The 16,541-nt window shown below is 73.1% G+C and carries 14 protein-coding genes; 8 read left to right on the top strand and 6 right to left on the bottom strand.

The features are described from left to right. Positions 1 to 4 precede the first annotated feature (4 nt). Positions 5 to 2,113 carry an ATPase gene (locus FAF44_RS10520; RefSeq protein WP_237102882.1) on the bottom strand — a complete coding sequence of 703 codons (2,109 nt, stop codon included), beginning with the start codon at positions 2,111 to 2,113 and terminating at the stop codon, positions 5 to 7. Between the two features lie 229 nt (positions 2,114 to 2,342). Here FAF44_RS10520 and FAF44_RS10515 point away from each other — a divergent pair, with 229 nt between their 5' ends. From FAF44_RS10515 to FAF44_RS10485, 7 genes are all read left to right on the top strand, one after another. After that, positions 2,343 to 3,422, top strand: coding sequence for a dihydrodipicolinate reductase (locus tag FAF44_RS10515; RefSeq protein WP_237102881.1), 1,080 nt, complete (start codon positions 2,343 to 2,345; stop codon positions 3,420 to 3,422). Next, on the top strand, positions 3,419 to 3,931 hold the full coding sequence (locus FAF44_RS10510) for a carboxymuconolactone decarboxylase family protein (protein ID WP_237102880.1): 513 nt from the start codon (positions 3,419 to 3,421) through the stop codon (positions 3,929 to 3,931). Before FAF44_RS10515 ends, FAF44_RS10510 begins: the two co-directional genes overlap by 4 nt. 10 nt (positions 3,932 to 3,941) lie before the next feature. Next, positions 3,942 to 5,555, top strand: coding sequence for a GMC oxidoreductase (locus FAF44_RS10505; protein WP_237102879.1), 1,614 nt, complete (start codon positions 3,942 to 3,944; stop codon positions 5,553 to 5,555). An 83-nt stretch (positions 5,556 to 5,638) separates the two neighbouring features. After that, positions 5,639 to 6,745 carry a glycerophosphodiester phosphodiesterase gene (locus FAF44_RS10500; RefSeq protein ID WP_237102878.1) on the top strand — a complete coding sequence of 369 codons (1,107 nt, stop codon included), beginning with the start codon at positions 5,639 to 5,641 and terminating at the stop codon, positions 6,743 to 6,745. Between the two features lie 61 nt (positions 6,746 to 6,806). Further along, positions 6,807 to 8,210 (top strand): tetratricopeptide repeat protein, encoded by a 1,404-nt coding sequence (locus FAF44_RS10495; protein WP_237102877.1) that lies wholly within the window; start codon positions 6,807 to 6,809, stop codon positions 8,208 to 8,210. A gap of 80 nt (positions 8,211 to 8,290) precedes the next feature. Next, entirely contained in the window at positions 8,291 to 9,124 is an 834-nt protein-coding gene (locus tag FAF44_RS10490) for a PIG-L family deacetylase (RefSeq protein WP_237102876.1), read from the top strand. Positions 9,125 to 9,332: 208 nt separating this feature from the next. Beyond that, a complete protein-coding gene (locus FAF44_RS10485) occupies positions 9,333 to 10,484 on the top strand; it encodes a sorbosone dehydrogenase family protein (RefSeq protein WP_237102875.1) in 1,152 nt (383 codons plus the stop codon). A 19-nt stretch (positions 10,485 to 10,503) separates the two neighbouring features. Here the strand turns inward: FAF44_RS10485 and FAF44_RS10480 are convergent, their stop codons facing one another. Genes FAF44_RS10480 through FAF44_RS10465 form a run of 4 tightly spaced genes read right to left on the bottom strand, consistent with a single transcriptional unit; the run spans position 10,504 to position 14,334 of the window. Beyond that, positions 10,504 to 11,514: a LacI family DNA-binding transcriptional regulator gene (locus FAF44_RS10480; RefSeq protein ID WP_237102874.1), complete on the bottom strand. Its 1,011-nt coding sequence runs from the start codon at positions 11,512 to 11,514 to the stop codon at positions 10,504 to 10,506. A gap of 53 nt (positions 11,515 to 11,567) precedes the next feature. Next, positions 11,568 to 12,380 carry an ATP-binding cassette domain-containing protein gene (locus FAF44_RS10475; RefSeq protein ID WP_237102873.1) on the bottom strand — a complete coding sequence of 271 codons (813 nt, stop codon included), beginning with the start codon at positions 12,378 to 12,380 and terminating at the stop codon, positions 11,568 to 11,570. Then, entirely contained in the window at positions 12,377 to 13,348 is a 972-nt protein-coding gene (locus FAF44_RS10470) for an ABC transporter permease (RefSeq protein WP_237102872.1), read from the bottom strand. The genes FAF44_RS10475 and FAF44_RS10470 overlap by 4 nt, the downstream gene beginning before the upstream one ends. 2 nt (positions 13,349 to 13,350) lie before the next feature. Then, the gene (locus FAF44_RS10465) at positions 13,351 to 14,334 is read right to left on the bottom strand and encodes a sugar ABC transporter substrate-binding protein (RefSeq protein ID WP_237102871.1); all 984 of its coding nucleotides are present in this window, start codon (positions 14,332 to 14,334) and stop codon (positions 13,351 to 13,353) included. A 163-nt stretch (positions 14,335 to 14,497) separates the two neighbouring features. On the opposite strand from FAF44_RS10465, the gene FAF44_RS10460 reads away from it, so the two are divergent. After that, positions 14,498 to 15,436: a carbohydrate kinase gene (locus tag FAF44_RS10460; protein ID WP_237102870.1), complete on the top strand. Its 939-nt coding sequence runs from the start codon at positions 14,498 to 14,500 to the stop codon at positions 15,434 to 15,436. A 29-nt stretch (positions 15,437 to 15,465) separates the two neighbouring features. Here FAF44_RS10460 and rhaS read toward each other — a convergent pair whose 3' ends face one another. Beyond that, positions 15,466 to 16,527, bottom strand: coding sequence for a rhamnose ABC transporter substrate-binding protein (gene rhaS, locus FAF44_RS10455; RefSeq protein WP_237102869.1), 1,062 nt, complete (start codon positions 16,525 to 16,527; stop codon positions 15,466 to 15,468). Between the last annotated feature and the right edge of the window lie 14 nt (positions 16,528 to 16,541).

The following is a 16,541-nucleotide window of genomic DNA, read 5'->3' as shown; positions in this document are numbered from 1 at the left end:
GAGGTCAGCGTTCCGTGGCCGGGCGGGGGGTGATGGGGGCCAGGGCGCGCACGATCCCGGCGTCCAGCCCGATGTCGTAGCCCTCGGTGAAGGCCGCCCGGTAGGCGTCGTCGCCGATCGCGGCGCGCGCCTGCCGCTCGCAGTTCTCGCGGGCCGAGACCCACTCGCGGATCCCGACCTGCGCCCGCCCGAGCGTGTCCCACACCTGCTGGGCCAGGCCGAGCCGGCGGGCGGCGACCTCGCCCTGCCCCGAGGCGGACGCGGCGCAGGCCAGGATGTCGAGGGCGAGGGCGATGCCGATGCTGTCGTGCAGCCGGTACTTGACCTCCAGCGCCGAGCCGGCGGACACCTGCGCGGCCTCGTTACGGCCGAGTGACAGCTCCGCCAGGGCGCGGAAGAGGTCGGCGTAGGAGCGCATCCAGCGTTCGCCGTGCTCGTCGCACTCGGCGCACATCTCCTCCAGCGCCTTGACCGCCTCCTCGACGCGGCCCGCGGCGGTGTGCACGTGGCTCTGCCCGAGCCGGGCGAGCAGCGTCGGCAGCGTGAGGCCGTGCTCGGGCCGGTGCACGGCGAGCAGGCTGTCGGCCAGGGCCAGCGCCAGCGTGAGATCTCCCCTGATGGTGGCGGCGGCCATCACCATGGCCTGGGCGGCGTGCGCGGCGGCGGTGTCGCCGAGCTGCTCGGCGGCTCCCGCGCACTCGGCGGCCCACGCCATGCCGGCGCTGGGGTCGCCCTGGACCATGAGGGTCAGGCTGCACACCCACAGCGCCCGGTTGCGCACCGTGCCCGGCTCGGTGTCCAGCGCCAGGGCGCGCTCCAGGTAGTGCTGGCCCTCGCGCAGGAAGCCGCAGGGGTACCAGAAGAACCACAGCGCGGCGGCCAGCTCCAGCGCGACGTGGTCGCCGGGGGCCGACAGGCTGTGGTCGAGCGCCGTGCGCAGGTTGTCGTGCTCGGCGGTGGTGCGGTCGTTCCAGGAGACCTGGTCGGGCCCCAGCCAGGCGGCGTCGCCGCGGCGGGCCAGGCGCAGGTAGAAGTCGCGGTGGCGGCGGCGCAGCCCCTCCTGCTCGCCCAGGGCGCGCAGCCAGCCGGCGCCGTACTCGCGGATGGTGTCCAGCATCCGGTACCGCTCGCCGCCGCCGGTGGGCGACCAGATCAGGATCGACTTGTCCACCAGCCCGGCCAGCAGGCCGGGGACGGCGTCGGCGGGCAGCAGGTCGTCGGCGCAGACCTCGGCCGCGGCCGTGCCGTCGAAGCTGCCCGCGAAGACCGAGGCGCGCGCCCACAGCAGCCGCTCCTGCGGCGTGCAGAGCTGGTGGCTCCACCCGATCGCGGTACGCAGCGCCTGGTGCCAGGGCGGGTCGGCGTCGCCCGCCACGGTGTCGGTGTCGCCCAGCAGGGCGAAGCGGTCGTCGAGCCGTTCGCACAGCTCGGCGGCGGGCAGCTCGCGCAGCCGGGCCGCGGCCAGCTCGATGGCCAGCGGCAGCCCTTCCAGGCGGCGGCACAGGCGGGCCAGCTCGGCCCGGTTGCCGTCGGTGACGGCGAAGCCGGGCACGGTGCGGGCGGTGCGCTCGGCGAGCAGCACCACCGCCTCCTGCCGGCCGCCGCCGCCGGGGTCGGGGACCGGCAGCGGGTCGATGATCAGCACCTGCTCGTCGGGCACGCCCAGCGGGCGGCGGCTGGTGGCCAGGATCGACAGCCGGGGGGCGGCGACCAGCAGTTCGCGGGCGGCGCCCGCGCAGTCGTCGATGAGGTGCTCGCAGGTGTCGAGCACCAGCAGGAGGTGCCGGTCCTCGAGGTATTCGGTCAGCACCTCCAGCATGGGACGGGTGGAGCGGTCGGCCAGCGGCAGCGTCTCGGCGACGGCGTAGGGCACCAGCGCGCCCTCGTCGAGCGCCGAGAGCGCGACGAACCAGGCGCCGTCGCCGAAGCCGGAGCGCATGAGGGCGGCGGCGCGCAACGCGAGCCGGGTCTTGCCGACCCCGCCCACGCCGGTCAGCGTCACCATCCGGTACTCCCTGCACAACCGGCGGATCCGGGCGAGTTCTCCGCGGCGGCCCACCAGGCTGGTCGTCTCCGCCGGCAGATTCCCGGCGTGCCGCCCACCCATGCTCATGATCCTCACCTGTCCGGGTCGGTCCGCCGCGTTCGGTGACAGCAGCTTGCCGGACGCGGGCCGGATCCGCCACGAAAAGTGAGAAAGTGACTACCCACCATGCCGGGTTACGGACATCTCCGAACTCCCCTCGTGCTCGCGGCGTGCGCGTGACCTCGGGTTCGACGGTCGGGAACGGCGGTTCCGGCGGGCCCTTCCCACTTAACCAAGCGCTTGCTACGCTCCGCCCATGGTGTCCACGATCGTCTGGGGTACCGGCAACGTCGGCCGCGCCGCCATCCGCGCCGTCGAAGCCCATCCGGGGCTCGAACTGACCGGCGTCGTCGTCCACGACCCGGCCAAGGCCGGCCGCGACGCGGGCGAACTGGCCGGGCTCGGCCGTCGCCTGGGCGTCGCGGCGACCGCCGACGCCGCCGCGGCGCTGTCGGCCGGCCCGCGCGCCGTCGTGTACGCGGCCTCCGGTGACATCCGCCCGGCCGAGGCCCTGGCCGACGTCGTCCGCGCCCTGGAGGCGGGCGCGGTGGTCGTCACCCCCTCCCTGTACGCCCTGTACGACCACCGCAGCGCCCCGCCCGAGACCCGCGAACCGGTGCTGGCCGCCGTCGCACGCGGCGGCGGCTCGCTGTTCGTCTCCGGCGTCGATCCCGGCTGGGCCAACGACGTGCTGCCGCTGCTGGTCAGCGGGCTGGCCGCGACCGTCGACTCCGTACGCTGCCAGGAGCTGTTCGACTACTCCACCTACGACCAGCCGGACGCCGTCCGCCACCTGGTCGGCATGGGCCTGCCCATGGACTACCAGCCGCCGATGCTCGCCCCCGGCGTCCCGTCCATGGTGTGGGGCGGCCAGGTGCGGCTGATCGCCAGAGCCCTCGGCGCCGAACTGGACGAGATCCGCGAGCACGTGGAGCGCCGCCCGCTGGCCGCCACGGTCACGACCGCCTCGATGGGCGCGTTCGAGGCGGGCACGCAGGGCGCGGCGCGCTTCGAGGTGCGCGGCGTCGTCGGCGGGACGCCCAGGATCGTGATCGAGCACGTCACCCGCATCCACCCGTCCTGCGCCCCCGACTGGCCGGTCCCGCCCGGCGGCACGGGCGCGCACCGGGTGATCATCGAGGGCCGGCCGCGCATCGAGGTCACGGTGGAGGCCGCCGACGAGGACGGCAACAGCTCGGCGGGCGGCAACGCCACGGCCGCGGGCCGCCTGGTGGGCGCCATCGACTGGCTCGTGCAGGCCGGGCCTGGGCTCTACGACGCGCTCGACGTACCGATCCGCCCCGCAACCGGCAAACTCGGAAGGAGAGGCGCGTGAAGATCGACATCCCTGAGGGCAAGGACGCGATCGAGTACGTGTGGGGGGAGATGGTGCCCGGCATCGGGCCCGCCGCCTCACGGCTCTCCCTCGCGGTGTACACGCACACGACGCTCGGGCTGCGCGAGTTCGAGGCGGCCAGGCTGCGCATCGCACAGCTCAACGGCTGCGCGTTCTGCCTGGACTGGCGGACCGAGCGGGACGGGGACACGGTCGAGGACGACTTCGCCGACTCGGTCGCCGTGTGGCGCACCGCCGGCGACTTCGACGAGCGCACCCGGCTGGCCGCCGAGTACGCCGAACGCTACACCCTCGACCACCACGGGCTCGACGAGGAGTTCTGGGGCCGGATGAGCGCCCACTACACCGAGACCGAGATCGTGGAGCTGAGCATGTGCATCGGCTCGTGGCTGGCCTTCGGCCGGCTCAACCGCGTCCTCGGCCTGGACACCGTCTGCCGCCTGCCGCGCGGCTCGTCACCCACGTCACCCACGTCGAACCGAGAGTGAGGACGCCCCCATGAGCGACGACGTCTCCCGCCGCGGTTTCCTCACCGCCACCGGAACCCTCCTCGGCACCGCCGCCCTCGGCGTCCCCTCCCCCGCCGCCCGCGCCGCGAGCCTGGCCGCCGGCCCCATCTCCTCCGGCGCGCACGTCGCGGCCCTGGTGATCGGCACCGGCTACGGCGGCTCGGTGGCCGCCCTGCGCCTGGCCCAGGCGGGCGTGGACGTGCACCTGATCGAGATGGGCCTGGCCTGGGACACCCCCGGCCCCGACGGCAAGATCTTCTGCAACACGCGCGAGCCCGACTACCGCTCCTACTGGCTGCGCACCCGTACCAAGGCCCCGCTGAACTACTTCCTCGGCTTCCCCATCGACCGCGACATCCCCCGGCACACGGGCGTGCTGGACGCGGAGGAGTTCGGCGGCATCACCGTCTACCAGGGGCGCGGCGTCGGCGGCGGCTCGCTCGTCAACGGCGGCATGGCGGTCACCCCCAAGCGGGAGAACTTCGCCTCCGTGCTCCCCTCCGTGGACCCCGGCGAGATGTACGACGTCTACTACCCGCGCGCCAACGCCGCGCTCGGCGTGGGCACCGTGGACCCGGCCTGGTTCGAGACGACGGACTACTACCAGTACGCGCGGGTCGGCCGCAAGCACGCCCAGCGCTCCGGCTTCCCGTTCGTGTTCGTGCCGGACGTCTACGACTGGGACTACATGAAGCAGGAGGCGGCCGGCACCGTCCCCCAGTCGGCGCTGGCCGGCGAGATCCTCTACGGCAACAACCACGGCAAGAAGTCGCTGCAGAAGACCTACCTCGCCCGCGCCGCGGCCACCGGCCGGGTGACGATCTCGCCGCTGCACCGGGTCACCTCGGTCACCCCCGCCGGGGGCGGCTCGTACACGGTCACCATCCAGCAGCTCGACACGACCGGAGCCACCGTCGCCACCAAGACGGTCACCGCCGACCGGGTCTTCTTCGCGGCGGGCAGCGTCGGCACCAGCAAGCTGCTGGTCAAGCTGAAGGCCACCGGCGCGCTGCCCGCGCTCAACGGCGAGATCGGCAAGGGCTGGGGAGACAACGGCAACGTCATGTGCGGCCGGGCCAACCACCTGTGGGACCCCACGGGCAAGCTCCAGTCGGCCATCCCGTGCTCGGGCATCGACAACTGGACGGCCGGAGGCGCGTTCGCCGAGGTCGCGCCGCTGCCGACCGGCATCGAGACGTTCGCGTCGTTCTACCTGTCCATCACCGCCAACCCGCACCGCGCGCAGTTCTCCTGGAACGCGGGGACGGGGCAGGTGGAGCTGAACTGGCAGACCGCGTGGAAGCAGCCGTCGATCGACATGGCCAAGAGCATCTTCGACAAGATCAACTCCAAGGAGGGGACGATCTACCGGACGGACCTGTTCGGCGTCTACAAGATCTGGGGCGACCACCTGACCTACCACCCGCTCGGCGGCGCCGTGCTCAACCGGGCCACCGACAACTACGGACGGCTGACCGCCTACCCGGGGCTGTACGTCATCGACGGGGCGCTGATCCCGGGGAACACGACCGTCAACCCGTTCGTCACGATCACGGCCCTGGCCGAGCGGAACATCGAGCGGATCATCGCCACCGACCTGTGACGCCTCCGGGCCACGCGCGACACGCCGGACGTCGTCCGCCCGCGCGTCACGCGTGGTCCACCTGAGCGGTCTACGGTGCGCGCATGACGATGCGCAGGTTGCTCGCGAGCGTGCTCGCCACCGTCCTCGCCGGCGGTACGGTCGCCGTCGTGCTGACCCAGACCTCTTCCGCGACCTCTTCCGGCACGGCCGAGCGCCGTGGCCGGTCCCCCATCGTGATCGGCCACCGGGGCGCCTCCGCCCACCGTCCGGAGCACACGCTCCTGTCGTACGAGGCGGCCATCGCGATGGGGGCCGACTACATCGAGCCCGACCTCGTCTCCACCAAGGACCACGTACTGGTGGCCAGGCACGAGAACGAGATCTCCGGCACCACCGACGTGGCCGCGCGTCCCGAGTTCGCCGGCCGGCGCACCACCAGGACCGTGGACGGCCGGCCGGTCACCGGCTGGTTCACCGAGGACTTCACGCTGGCCGAACTGCGGACGCTGCGCGCCAAGGAACGCGTGCCCGACCTGCGCCCCGGCAACACCGCCTTCGACGGGCTGGCGCGGATCCCGACGTTCGAGGAGGTCGTGCGGCTCGCGCTGGAGCACGGCGTCGGCGTCTACCCCGAGACCAAGCACCCCACCTACTTCGACTCCATCGGCCTGTCGCTGGAGGAGCCGCTGCTCGACGTGCTGAACCGGCACCGGGTGCGCAAGGCGTACATCCAGTCCTTCGAGACCGCGAACCTGCGCGAGCTGAGGGGCAGGACACGGCTGCCGCTGATCCAGCTCATCACCTCCGGCGGCGCGCCCTACGACTGGGTGGCGGCCGGCAGCACCATGACCTACGACGACATGGTCACCCCGGACGGGCTGCGCGAGGTCGCCTCCTACGCGGACGGGATCGGCGTGGACACCCGGCGGGTCGTGCCGGTGGACGCCTCGGGGGCCACCCTGGAGCCCACCACGCTGGTCGCCGACGCCCACCGCAGGCGGCTGGACGTGCACGTCTGGACGGTGCGCAACGAGAACGCGCAGCTCCCCGCCGACTACCGGCTCGGCGACCCCGCCAGCGCCGTGTACCCGCGGGCGACGGGGAACGTGATGGGCTGGCTGTCGCGGCTGGTCGAACTGGGCGTGGACGGAGCGTTCTGCGACGACCCGGCCATGGGCCGCGCCGTCGTGTCGCGGCGCGCCGGGTAGCCCGGGATCCGCTTGCCCGTAGAGCCCTGTCAGGAACGATCCGGCTGGTTACAGTGGTGCGGTGACCCACGACCAGCACGGTTCGGCCATGACGGGTGCGAGTGCCGCGGCGGTCCGGCACTACGACCGGGCGATCGACGAGTTGCTGCACTTCAGGGCCGAGGTGGACGCCGAGGCGAACGCCGCGCTGGCCGAGTCGCCCGACTTCCCGATGGGCAACGTCCTGGCCGCCTACCTCGGGCTGCTGACCACCGAGGTCGAGGACGCGCGCACCGCCCGGGTGCGCTTCGAGGCGTTCCTGCGCCGGATCGACGCCACCGCGCTGCTGCCCCGCGAGCGCGCCCACCTGGCCGCCGTGCGGGCGCTGCTCGGCGGCGACTTCCTGACCTGCGGGGCGCTGCTCGCCGAGATCACGACGGCGCACCCGCGCGACGCGCTGGCGCTGATCGCCGGGCACCAGATCGACTTCTTCACCGGCGACGCCCGCATGCTGCGCGACCGGGTCGGCGGGGCGCTGACCTCCTGGCGCGCCGACGACCGCCACTACGGGCACCTGCTCGGCATGTACGCCTTCGGCCTGGAGGAGGCCGGGCACTACGACCGGTCCGAGGAGGTCGGGCTGCGGGCGGTGGAGCTGAACCCGCGTGACGTGTGGGGCATCCACGCGGTGGCGCACACGTACGAGATGCAGGGCCGCTTCGGCGACGGGCTGCGCTACCTCGACGCGCGGGTGCCCGACTGGTCCACCGGGACGTTCTTCAACGTCCACAGTTGGTGGCACTACTGCCTGTACGCGCTGGAGACCGGCGACGTCGCCCGCGTGCTGGCGATCTACGACGCGGTCCTCGCGGACGGGCAGTCCTGCATGGAGCTGCTCGACGCCGCCGCGCTGCTGTGGCGGCTCCACCTGGAGGGATCCGACCAGCACGCGCGCTGGCGGGCGCTGGCCGACGCCTGGCCGGCGCGGGTGGCCGAGCCGTTCTACGCCTTCAACGACATGCACGCGGTGATGTCGTACGTCGGGGCCGGGCGGGTCGGCGAGGCGGAGAAACTGATCGCGGCGCGGGAGGCGTACGTCGCCGAGCCGCGTCCCGGGGTCACCAACCGCGAGATGACGCTCAGGGTGGGACTGCCGGTGTGCCGGGCGATCGTGGCGTTCGGGCGGGGCGAGTACGAGGCCGCGGTGGAGTTGCTGCTGCCGATCAGGCACCGGGTCAACGAGTTCGGCGGCAGCCACGCGCAGCGGGACGCCGTCCAGCGCACGCTGCTGGAGGCGGCGCTGCGGGCGGGGCGGCGGGAGGTGGCCAGGGTGCTGGTGAGCGAGCGGATCGGCGTGCGGCCGTGCAGCCCGTACAACTGGCTCAAGCAGGCGGCGCTGGCCGACACGCTCGGCGACGCGGCGGTCGCGGCCGTCGCCCGCGACCGGGCCGGCGACCTGGCCCGCGCCGCCCTGCGCGACTGCTGACAGGGGGGCTTCGCGGTCGGCGAACGTGCCCGGACGACCTGCGCGGCCGTTTGTCGGACCCGCCGAGTAGGGTTCCACGCATGGATCGGCAACTCACCCTGATGGTCGTGCACGCCCACCCCGACGACGAGTGCCTGAGCACCGGCGGCATCCTGGCCCGCTACACCGAGGAGGGCATCCGCACGGTCCTGGTCACCTGCACCAACGGCGAGCAGGGCGACGACGACGGCGGCCGCAAGCCGGGCGAGCCCGGCCACGACGACGCGGCGGTGGCCCGGCGGCGGCTGGGCGAGCTGCGCGAGTCGGTCGGTCACCTGGGCCTCAACCATCTGGAGCTGCTCGGCTACCGCGACTCCGGCATGGAGGGCTGGGAGGCCAACGCCCACCCCGACGCCTTCGCCAACGTCCCGGTCGAGACGGCCGCCGGGAAGCTCGCCGCCCTGATGGAGCACTACCGGCCGCAGGTCGTGGTCACCTACGACGCGACGGGCGGCGGCGGTTACGGCCACCCCGACCACGTGCAGGCCCACCGCATCACGGTGGCCGCCACCGAGCGCACCGGCATCCCCGACAAGCTCTACTACACGGCCATCCCCCGGTCGGCGATCAAGCGCATGTTCGAGATGATGGGCGAGCACGGCGTCGACCTCGGCGACTTCACGCCCTCCGACGACTTCGGCACCCCCGACGAGCAGGTCACCAGCATCGTCGACGTCACCCCCTACGCCGAGCGCAAGCTCAAGTCGCTGCGGGCGCACGAGAGCCAGGGGGAGAACATCTTCCTGCTGCGCATGCCGGAGGAGGCGCAGCAGGAGGCGTTCTCGCACGAGGCGTTCGAACGGGTGCTGAGCAAGGTGAAGTCTCCCAAGCGGGAGGATGACCTGTTCGCGGGCCTACGCGACACCACCGCCTGACCCAGCGCCGAACCGGGCACCACCTGCCGTGCGAGCCGGGCCCGCGCGACCACCTGCCCCCAGGGCGGGGCGGCCCCGGTGCACGGGTGTGGGTGGGTGAAAGTTTCACGGTGTCGCCGCAGATCCGTGGATCACGGGCGGTGTCGCGGTTGTGGTCGGGCCGCCGCCCGTTTACGGTGGCGGCACCGATCCGGTCAAGGAGCTTGTCATGCGCGCCCGTGTCGTCCCGGCCCTGGTCCTGACCCTGCTGGCCAACCTGCTCGTCCTCGGCGCCGCCGTCCCGCGGGCGTACGCGCAGGTGGTCGGCGGATTCGACTTCGCCAGGGCGGAGGTGTCCGTCACGGGCCTGCAGACACCGTGGGCCATGGCGTTCCTGCCGGACGGCGCCGCGCTGGTCTCCGAGCGGAACACGGGCCGGGTCATGCGGGTCCGCCCCGGCCAGGCGGCCGTGCAGGTCGCCACGGTCAACGGGGTGAGCGCGTCGGGCGAGAGCGGCCTGCTGGGCCTGGCGCTCTCGCCGTCGTACGCGCAGGACGGCTGGGTGTACGCGTACTTCACCAGCACCGGCGGCGACAACCGCCTGGTCAGGTTCCAGCTCACCGCCCCGCAGACACAGACGGTGCTCCTGTCGGGCGTGCCGAGCGCGACCATCCACGACGGCGGCCGGATCGCCTTCGGCCCCGACGGCATGCTGTACGTCGCCACCGGCGACGCCGGCAACACCGCCAACGCGCAGAACCTCGGCAGCCTCGGCGGCAAGATCCTGCGCGTGACGCCGACCGGCGGGATCCCGGCGGGCAACCCGTTCGCCAGCTCCCGCGTCTGGAGCTACGGCCACCGCAACGTCCAGGGCCTGGCCTGGGACGAGCAGGGCCGGATGTACGCCACCGAGTTCGGCCAGAACACCTGGGACGAGGTCAACCAGATCGTCGCGGGTGGCAACTACGGCTGGCCCACCTGCGAGGGCACCTGCTCGGGCGGCTCCTTCCGCAACCCGATCGTCACGTGGACGACGGCCCAGGCGTCGCCCAGCGGCCTGGCGTACGCGAACGGCACGCTGTTCGCGGCGGCGCTGCGCGGCCAGCGGCTGTGGGCGGTCCCCCTGACCTCGGGCGGCGGGGCCGGCACGCCGGTGGCCGAGTTCCAGTCGGCGTACGGGCGGCTGCGCGCGGTGGCGGCCGGGCCGGACGGCTGGCTCTGGGTGGCGACCAGCAACCGTGACGGCCGCGGCGTCCCGGTGGCCCAGGACGACCGGATCATCCGCGTCCCACCGGCGACCGGCGGCACGGACACCGCGAGGCCGTCCGCACCCGGCCCGTCCGCCGCGGGCACCACGCCCACCTCGGCCTCGCCGACCTGAGCCCCGCGGCCCGGCCGCGTCACGTCCGCGGGGGCAGTTCGCCGGAGCCGCGGGTGATCAGCCGGGTCGGCACCAGGGTGCGGCGGGCCCTGGACCGGTCGCCGTCCAGCCGCGACAGGGCCAGCTCGGCCGCCGCGGCCCCGACGGCGGCCGGGTCCTGGGCGACCACGGTGAGCGGCGGGTCGAGCGCCTCGGCCAGCGGCAGGTCGTCGAACCCGACCAGCGCCACGTCCTTGCGCCCGGCCCGCGACAGCGCCACCACCACCCCCATGGAGGCGAGGTTGTTGCCCGCGAACAGCGCCGTGGGCGGGTCGGCCAGGGCCAGCAGCCGCATCGTGGCCCGGCCCGCGGCCTCGGGGTCGTGCCCGGTCTCCACCAGCGCGCGCTCGAACGGCAGCCCCGCCAGGTCGAGCGCGTCGCGGTAGCCCTGGAGCCGCTCGCGGCGCGTGTAGAGGGCGGCGGGCAGGTCGCCCACGAAGCCGATCCTGCGGTGCCCGTGCGCGATCAGGTGGCTGACCCCGGCCCGCGCGCCGTCCCGGTTGGCGCTGACCACGCAGTCGGCGGTCAGGCCGACGGCCGGGCGGTCGAGGAAGACGATCGGCAGCCCGGCCACCCGCTCGGAGCGCAGGTGGCGGTGGTCGCCGGCGGCGGCGGGCACGACGATGAGGGCGCTGACCCGGCGGGCCAGGAACGTGGCGATGAGCGACTGCTCGTGGCCGGCCGTCTCGCCGGAGGAGCCGACGATGAGCGTGAGCCCGCGGGGCCGCACGGCCCCCTCGACGCCGCCGGCGACCGTGCCGTAGAACGGGTTGCCCAGCTCGGGGACGACCAGGCCGACCGTGGCGTCCCGCGCGCCCACCCGCATGTTGCGGGCCATGAGGTTGGGCCGGTAGCCCAGCTTCGTGACCGCCGCCAGCACCCGCTCGCGCGTCTCCACGGCGACCGGGCCCTCGTCGTTGAGCACCCGGGAGACGGTCTTCGCGGTGACGCCGACCTCGCGGGCCACGTCTGTCATCGTCGGACGCCGCACTCGGCCCATGCTAGTGACCCCAGCCACACCACGTCAGGACAGGTCACGACACGTCAGGACAGGCCGATGGCCTTGGCCGCCTCCTCGTCCGCCACCACCGTCCGGCCACCCGTCATCCGGAGCGCGCCGGTCATGATGGCCACCACCTCGGCCATGCTGTGCTCGCGCGGGTTCAGCTCGGCGACCCTGCGGCCGAGCCGCTGGACGTGCACGCGGTCGGCGATCTCGACGACGTGCGGCATGTTGTGGCTGATCAGCACCACCGGCGTGCCTCGGTCGCGGACCTGCCTGATCAGGTCCAGTACCTGGGCGGACTCCTTGACGCCGAGCGCCGCCGTCGGCTCGTCCATGACCACGACGTGCCTGGCCCACGCCACCGCCCTGGCCACGGCCACGCCCTGCCGCTGCCCGCCCGACAGCGACTCGACCGGCTGGGTGAGCGAGCGCAGCACGATCCCGAGCTCGGCCATGTGCCGGGCCGACTCCGCGCGCATGCGCTTCTTGTCCAGCATCCGGAACACCTTGCCGAGCACGCCGGGCCGGCGCAGCTCGCGGCCGAGGAACATGTTCGCGGCGATGTCGAGCGAGGCCGCGATCGCCAGGTCCTGGTAGACGGTCTCGATGCCGTGCCGGCGGGCGTCGAGGGGGTCGCGGAAGCGCACGGGCCGCCCGTCGAGCCGGATCTCGCCCGCGTCGGGCTGGAGCGCGCCGGTCAGCGCCTTGATGAGGCTGGTCTTGCCGGCGCCGTTGTCGCCGATGACCGCGAGCACCTCGCCGGGCATGAGGTCGAAGTCGGCTCCGTCGAGGGCGGTCACGTGGCCGTACCGCTTGACCAGGCCGCGCGCCTGGAGCACGGGCTCGCTCATCGGGTCCTCCTGCGGGAGAGCTGGTCGACGGCGACGGCGAGGATCACCAGGACGCCGGTGATGAGGGTCTGGTAGATCGACGGCACGCCCATGAGCTGCAGGCCGTTGCGGAACACGCCCACGATGAGCGCGCCGATGAGCGTGCCCAGCACCAGGCCCCGGCCGCCGAACAGGCTGGTGCCGCCGAGCACGACGGCGGTGATGCTGTCGAGGTTGTCGGTCTGGCCGGCCTGCGGGTCGCCGACGCCGGTGCGGGAGACCAGGAGCAGGGCGGCGACGCCGTAGACGAGACCTGCCAGGGTGTAGACGCCGACGGTCAGCCGGCCGGTCCTGATGCCGCTCAGGCGGGCCACCTCGGGGTTGTTGCCGAGGGCGTACACGTGGCGGCCCCACGCGGTCGAGCCGAGCAGGTACGCGAACAGCAGGAACAGCAGGATCGTCAGCAGCGAGCCGTAGGTGACGTTCGTCTGCCCGAGGCGGAAGGTCTGCCCGAGGAAGGTGAGCGTCGCGGGCAGGCCGGTGACCGTGCGCTCCTGCGAGTAGATGTGCGTCAGGGCGAAGACCACGTTCAGCATGCCGAGCGTCACGATGAACGGCGGCAACGCGATCCGCGTCACCAGCAGCCCGTTGACCAGCCCGAACGCGGCGCACACGGCGAGCCCGGCGGCCAGGGCGAGCAGCGGCGGCAGGCCGGAGTCCACGGCCAGCCTGGTCATCACGATCCCGCCGAACGCCATGATGGCCCCGCAGGCGAGGTCGATGCCCGCGGTCAGGATGATCAGGGTCTGCCCGATGGCCAGCGTGCCGACCACCATGACCTGCTGGATGATCAGGGAGAAGTTGGGCCCGGTGAAGAACTGGCCGCTGTTGAGGCCGAAGAACAGGCAGGCCAGCAGGAGCGCGGCCAGCGGTCCGGCGATTGGGGCGCCGGCCAGGCGGCGCGGCAGCGAGGCTTCGAGCGCGGCCATCCTCAGCCCCAGCAGTTGGCCAGGCCGAAGGCGGCGTCCTCGGCCTCGACGCCGGAGACGGGCCGGTCGGTGACGAGCGTGACGCCGGTGTCGGTGTATCCGGCGGCCTTCTGCCCGTTCTTCGCGAAGGCGGCCACGGCCTTGACGCCGTCCTCGGCCATCTTGAGCGGGTACTGCTGGCTGGTGGCCGCGATCTGCCCGGCCTGCACGGCCCTGACGCCGGCGCAGCCGCCGTCCACGGAGACGATCAGCACGTCCTTCTCCCTGCCCTTGGCCTTGAGCGCCGTGTACGCCCCGAGCGCGGCGGGCTCGTTGATGGTGTAGACGAGGTTGACGCCGGGGTCCTTCTGCAGGCAGTTCTCCATCGCGGTCTGGCCCTTGGCCTGGTCGCCGCGGGTGTCCTGGGAGCACACGACGGACGGGTCGCCCTCCTGGACGCCGAACCCCTTCAGGAAGCCGTCGTGCCTGAGCTGCCCGACCGTGATGCCGGGGGCCAGGTCCAGCGTGGCGATTCTGGCGGGCCGGCCGGCCAGGGCGGCTTTGGCGTAGCGGCCGATCAGCTCGCCGGCCTTGAAGTTGTCGGTGGCCAACAGCGCGTCGGTGGCCTCCTGCGGCTCCGTGGGGGTGTCGAGGGCGATGACGAGCACGCCCGCGTCACGCGCCTTCTTGATCGCGGGGACGATGGCCCTGGTGTCGCTCGGGGTGATGAGGATGCCCTTCACCCCGGCGGCGACCATGTTCTCGATGGCGGTGATCTGGGCGGCGTTGTCGCCGTCGAACTTGCCCGCGGCGCTCATCAGCTCCAGGCCGCCGGCCTGGGCCGCCCGCTGCGCGCCCTCTCTCATCTTGACGAAGAACGGGTTCGTCTCGGTCTTGGTGATCAGCCCGACCTTGGGGGCGGCGGGCGCGGCGTCCTGCCCGGTGCCGGCGCAGCCGGTGATCAGGAGTGCGGTGACGAGGAGTCCGGCCGGAAGCTTCGCGTTCATGGCGGTTCCTATCAGGGGGGATTCGATGTCATCGTTGACATATGCCAACGTTGACATCGGCCGTGCTGCGATGATGGGCTCCGATCCGGGAAACGTCAATGCCCCCCCTGCCGTCACCCCTGCCGTCACCCGTCGGCATCCCGCCGTCCGAGAGGCTGGCCCGATGATCGCTGTCCTGGGCGAGTGCGTCGCCGACGCCTTCACCCGCTGGGAGCCCCCCGCGACGGGGCGCACGGCCGCCGGCACCGCCATGGAGCTGCGGGCGCATCCCGGCGGCGGCCCCGCCAACACGGCGGTGGCGCTGGCCCGGCTGGGCACGCCGGCCCGCTTCCTCGGCCGCCTGTCGCACGACGTCTTCGGCACGATGTTCCGCCACCACCTGTCCTCGTCGGGGGTGGACCTGAGCGCCTGCGTGCGGGCCGGCGAGCCGAGCACGCTCGCGGTCGCCGCCCTCGACGAGCGCGGCCGGGCCGAGTACACCTTCTACGCCACGGGCACGGCCGACTGGCGCTGGACCCCCGGCGAGCTGACCCCCGACCGGCTGGGCCCCGCCTCCTGCCTGCACACCGGCTCGCTCGCGCTGGTCAGGCAGCCGGGACGGTCGGCGGTGGAGGAGTTCGCCAGGGCGGCGGCGGCGCGGGCCACGGTCTCGATCGACCCCAACGTGCGCCCCAGCCTGGCCGCGCGGCACGACTACCAGGTGGAGCGGTGGTGCGAGTTCGCCGACATCCTCAGGCTCAGCGACGACGACCTCGCCTTCCTGCTGCCCGGCGTGCCGCCGGAGCGGGCCTGCGACGTCTGGCACGCCGCGGGCGCCCGGCTCGTCGTCGTCACGCTGGGCGCGGCGGGCGCGCTGGTGTCGCTGGACGGCGAGCGGGCCACGATCGCCGCGCCCCGCGTGCCGGTCGTGGACACGGTGGGCGCGGGCGACGCGTTCACCGCCGGGCTGCTGCACGGCCTGGAGGCCGCGGGCCTGCTCGGCGGCCGGCTCGACGGGCTCGACCTGGACACGGTGGTGACGGCGGCCGGGTACGCGGCCAGGGTGGCGGCGCGTACCTGCTCGGTCAGGGGCGCGGACCCGCCCTGGGCGCACCAGGTCTGAGCCCGGAGCGGGGCCGCGCCTGCCTGGCGTCAGAAGTCGAAGTCGTCCACGTTGTCCTTGGTGAACACGAACGGGTCGCCGAGCAGCACCGCGCCGTCCTTGCCGACGGTGTACTCGCCGAGCTTGCCGGCGGTGAACGTGTCGCCCTCCTTGCCGCTGATCATCCCGGAGGCCAGCGCGCCACCGGTGTAGGCGGCCAGGTAGCCGAGGTCGGACGGGTTCCACAGGGCGAACGACCTGACCGTGCCGTCCTTGACGTACTCGCGCATCTGGTTCGGCGTGCCGAGGCCGGTGAGCTGCACCTTGCCCTTGTACTCCGAGGTGGACAGGTAGCGGGCCGCGGCGGCGACGCCGACCGTGGTGGGCGAGATGACGCCCTTCAGGTTCGGGTACTTCGCCATCAGGCCCTGGGTCTCCTGGAAGGACTTCTGGTCGTCGTCGTCGCCGTAGACGGTGGTGACCAGCTTCAGCTTGGCGTTCTCCGGCTTGGCCAGCTCGGTCTTCATCATCTCGATCCAGGCGTTCTGGTTCGTCGCGTTCGCCGTCGCCGACAGGATCGCGATCTCGCCGCCGTCCGGGCCGACGGCCTCGGAGATGAGCTTGATCTGGGAGGCCGCGATGCCCTCGGGGCTGGCCTGGTTGATGAAGGCGTCGCGGCAGGCCGGGTTCGTGTCGGAGTCGTAGGTGACGATCTTGGCTCCGGCGGTGCGGGCCTCCTGGAGCGCCCCGCAGATGGCGTCCTTGTCGTTGGCCGAGACCACGATCACGTCGGTGCCCTGCTGCGACAGCGTGTTGATGTAGCTGACCTGCGCCGACGGGCTGGCCTCCGACGGGCCGGTCTGGCTGTAGACGCCCTTGAACTCCTCGACCGCGACCTTGCCGCCCTTGTTGTCGGAAGCGTCGAAGTACGGGTTGTTGACCTGCTTGGGGAGGAAGGCGACCTTCAGCCCTTCCTTGATCGTCGCCGCCGCGCCTCCTGAGCCTGCGGGGGCGGGCTCGGTGGCGGCCGGCTCCTGGCTCGCGCAACCGGTGACGGCGAGGCTGAGCGCGGCGAGCGCCGCGAGAACGATGACCCGGTTTCTGGCTCCCATGATGTGTCCTTTCG

The sequence above is a fragment of the Nonomuraea sp. MG754425 genome (genome assembly GCF_021699195.1).
Classification (GTDB): domain Bacteria; phylum Actinomycetota; class Actinomycetes; order Streptosporangiales; family Streptosporangiaceae; genus Nonomuraea.
This window is presented reverse-complemented; position numbering and strand designations above follow the sequence as displayed.

Bases quoted from the DNA above. Each gene is read 5' to 3' on its own strand.
- FAF44_RS10500 (WP_237102878.1), top strand. From the start codon at position 5,639: ATGACGATGCGCAGGTTGCTCGCGAGCGTGCTCGCCACCGTCCTCGCC.
- FAF44_RS10505 (WP_237102879.1), top strand. From the start codon at position 3,942: ATGAGCGACGACGTCTCCCGCCGCGGTTTCCTCACCGCCACCGGAACC.
- FAF44_RS10460 (WP_237102870.1), top strand. From the start codon at position 14,498: ATGATCGCTGTCCTGGGCGAGTGCGTCGCCGACGCCTTCACCCGCTGG.
- FAF44_RS10470 (WP_237102872.1), bottom strand. From the start codon at position 13,348: ATGGCCGCGCTCGAAGCCTCGCTGCCGCGCCGCCTGGCCGGCGCCCCA.
- rhaS (WP_237102869.1), bottom strand. From the start codon at position 16,527: ATGGGAGCCAGAAACCGGGTCATCGTTCTCGCGGCGCTCGCCGCGCTC.
- FAF44_RS10490 (WP_237102876.1), top strand. From the start codon at position 8,291: ATGGATCGGCAACTCACCCTGATGGTCGTGCACGCCCACCCCGACGAC.
- FAF44_RS10520 (WP_237102882.1), bottom strand. From the start codon at position 2,113: ATGAGCATGGGTGGGCGGCACGCCGGGAATCTGCCGGCGGAGACGACC.
- FAF44_RS10485 (WP_237102875.1), top strand. From the start codon at position 9,333: ATGCGCGCCCGTGTCGTCCCGGCCCTGGTCCTGACCCTGCTGGCCAAC.
- FAF44_RS10475 (WP_237102873.1), bottom strand. From the start codon at position 12,380: ATGAGCGAGCCCGTGCTCCAGGCGCGCGGCCTGGTCAAGCGGTACGGC.
- FAF44_RS10465 (WP_237102871.1), bottom strand. From the start codon at position 14,334: ATGAACGCGAAGCTTCCGGCCGGACTCCTCGTCACCGCACTCCTGATC.
- FAF44_RS10515 (WP_237102881.1), top strand. From the start codon at position 2,343: ATGGTGTCCACGATCGTCTGGGGTACCGGCAACGTCGGCCGCGCCGCC.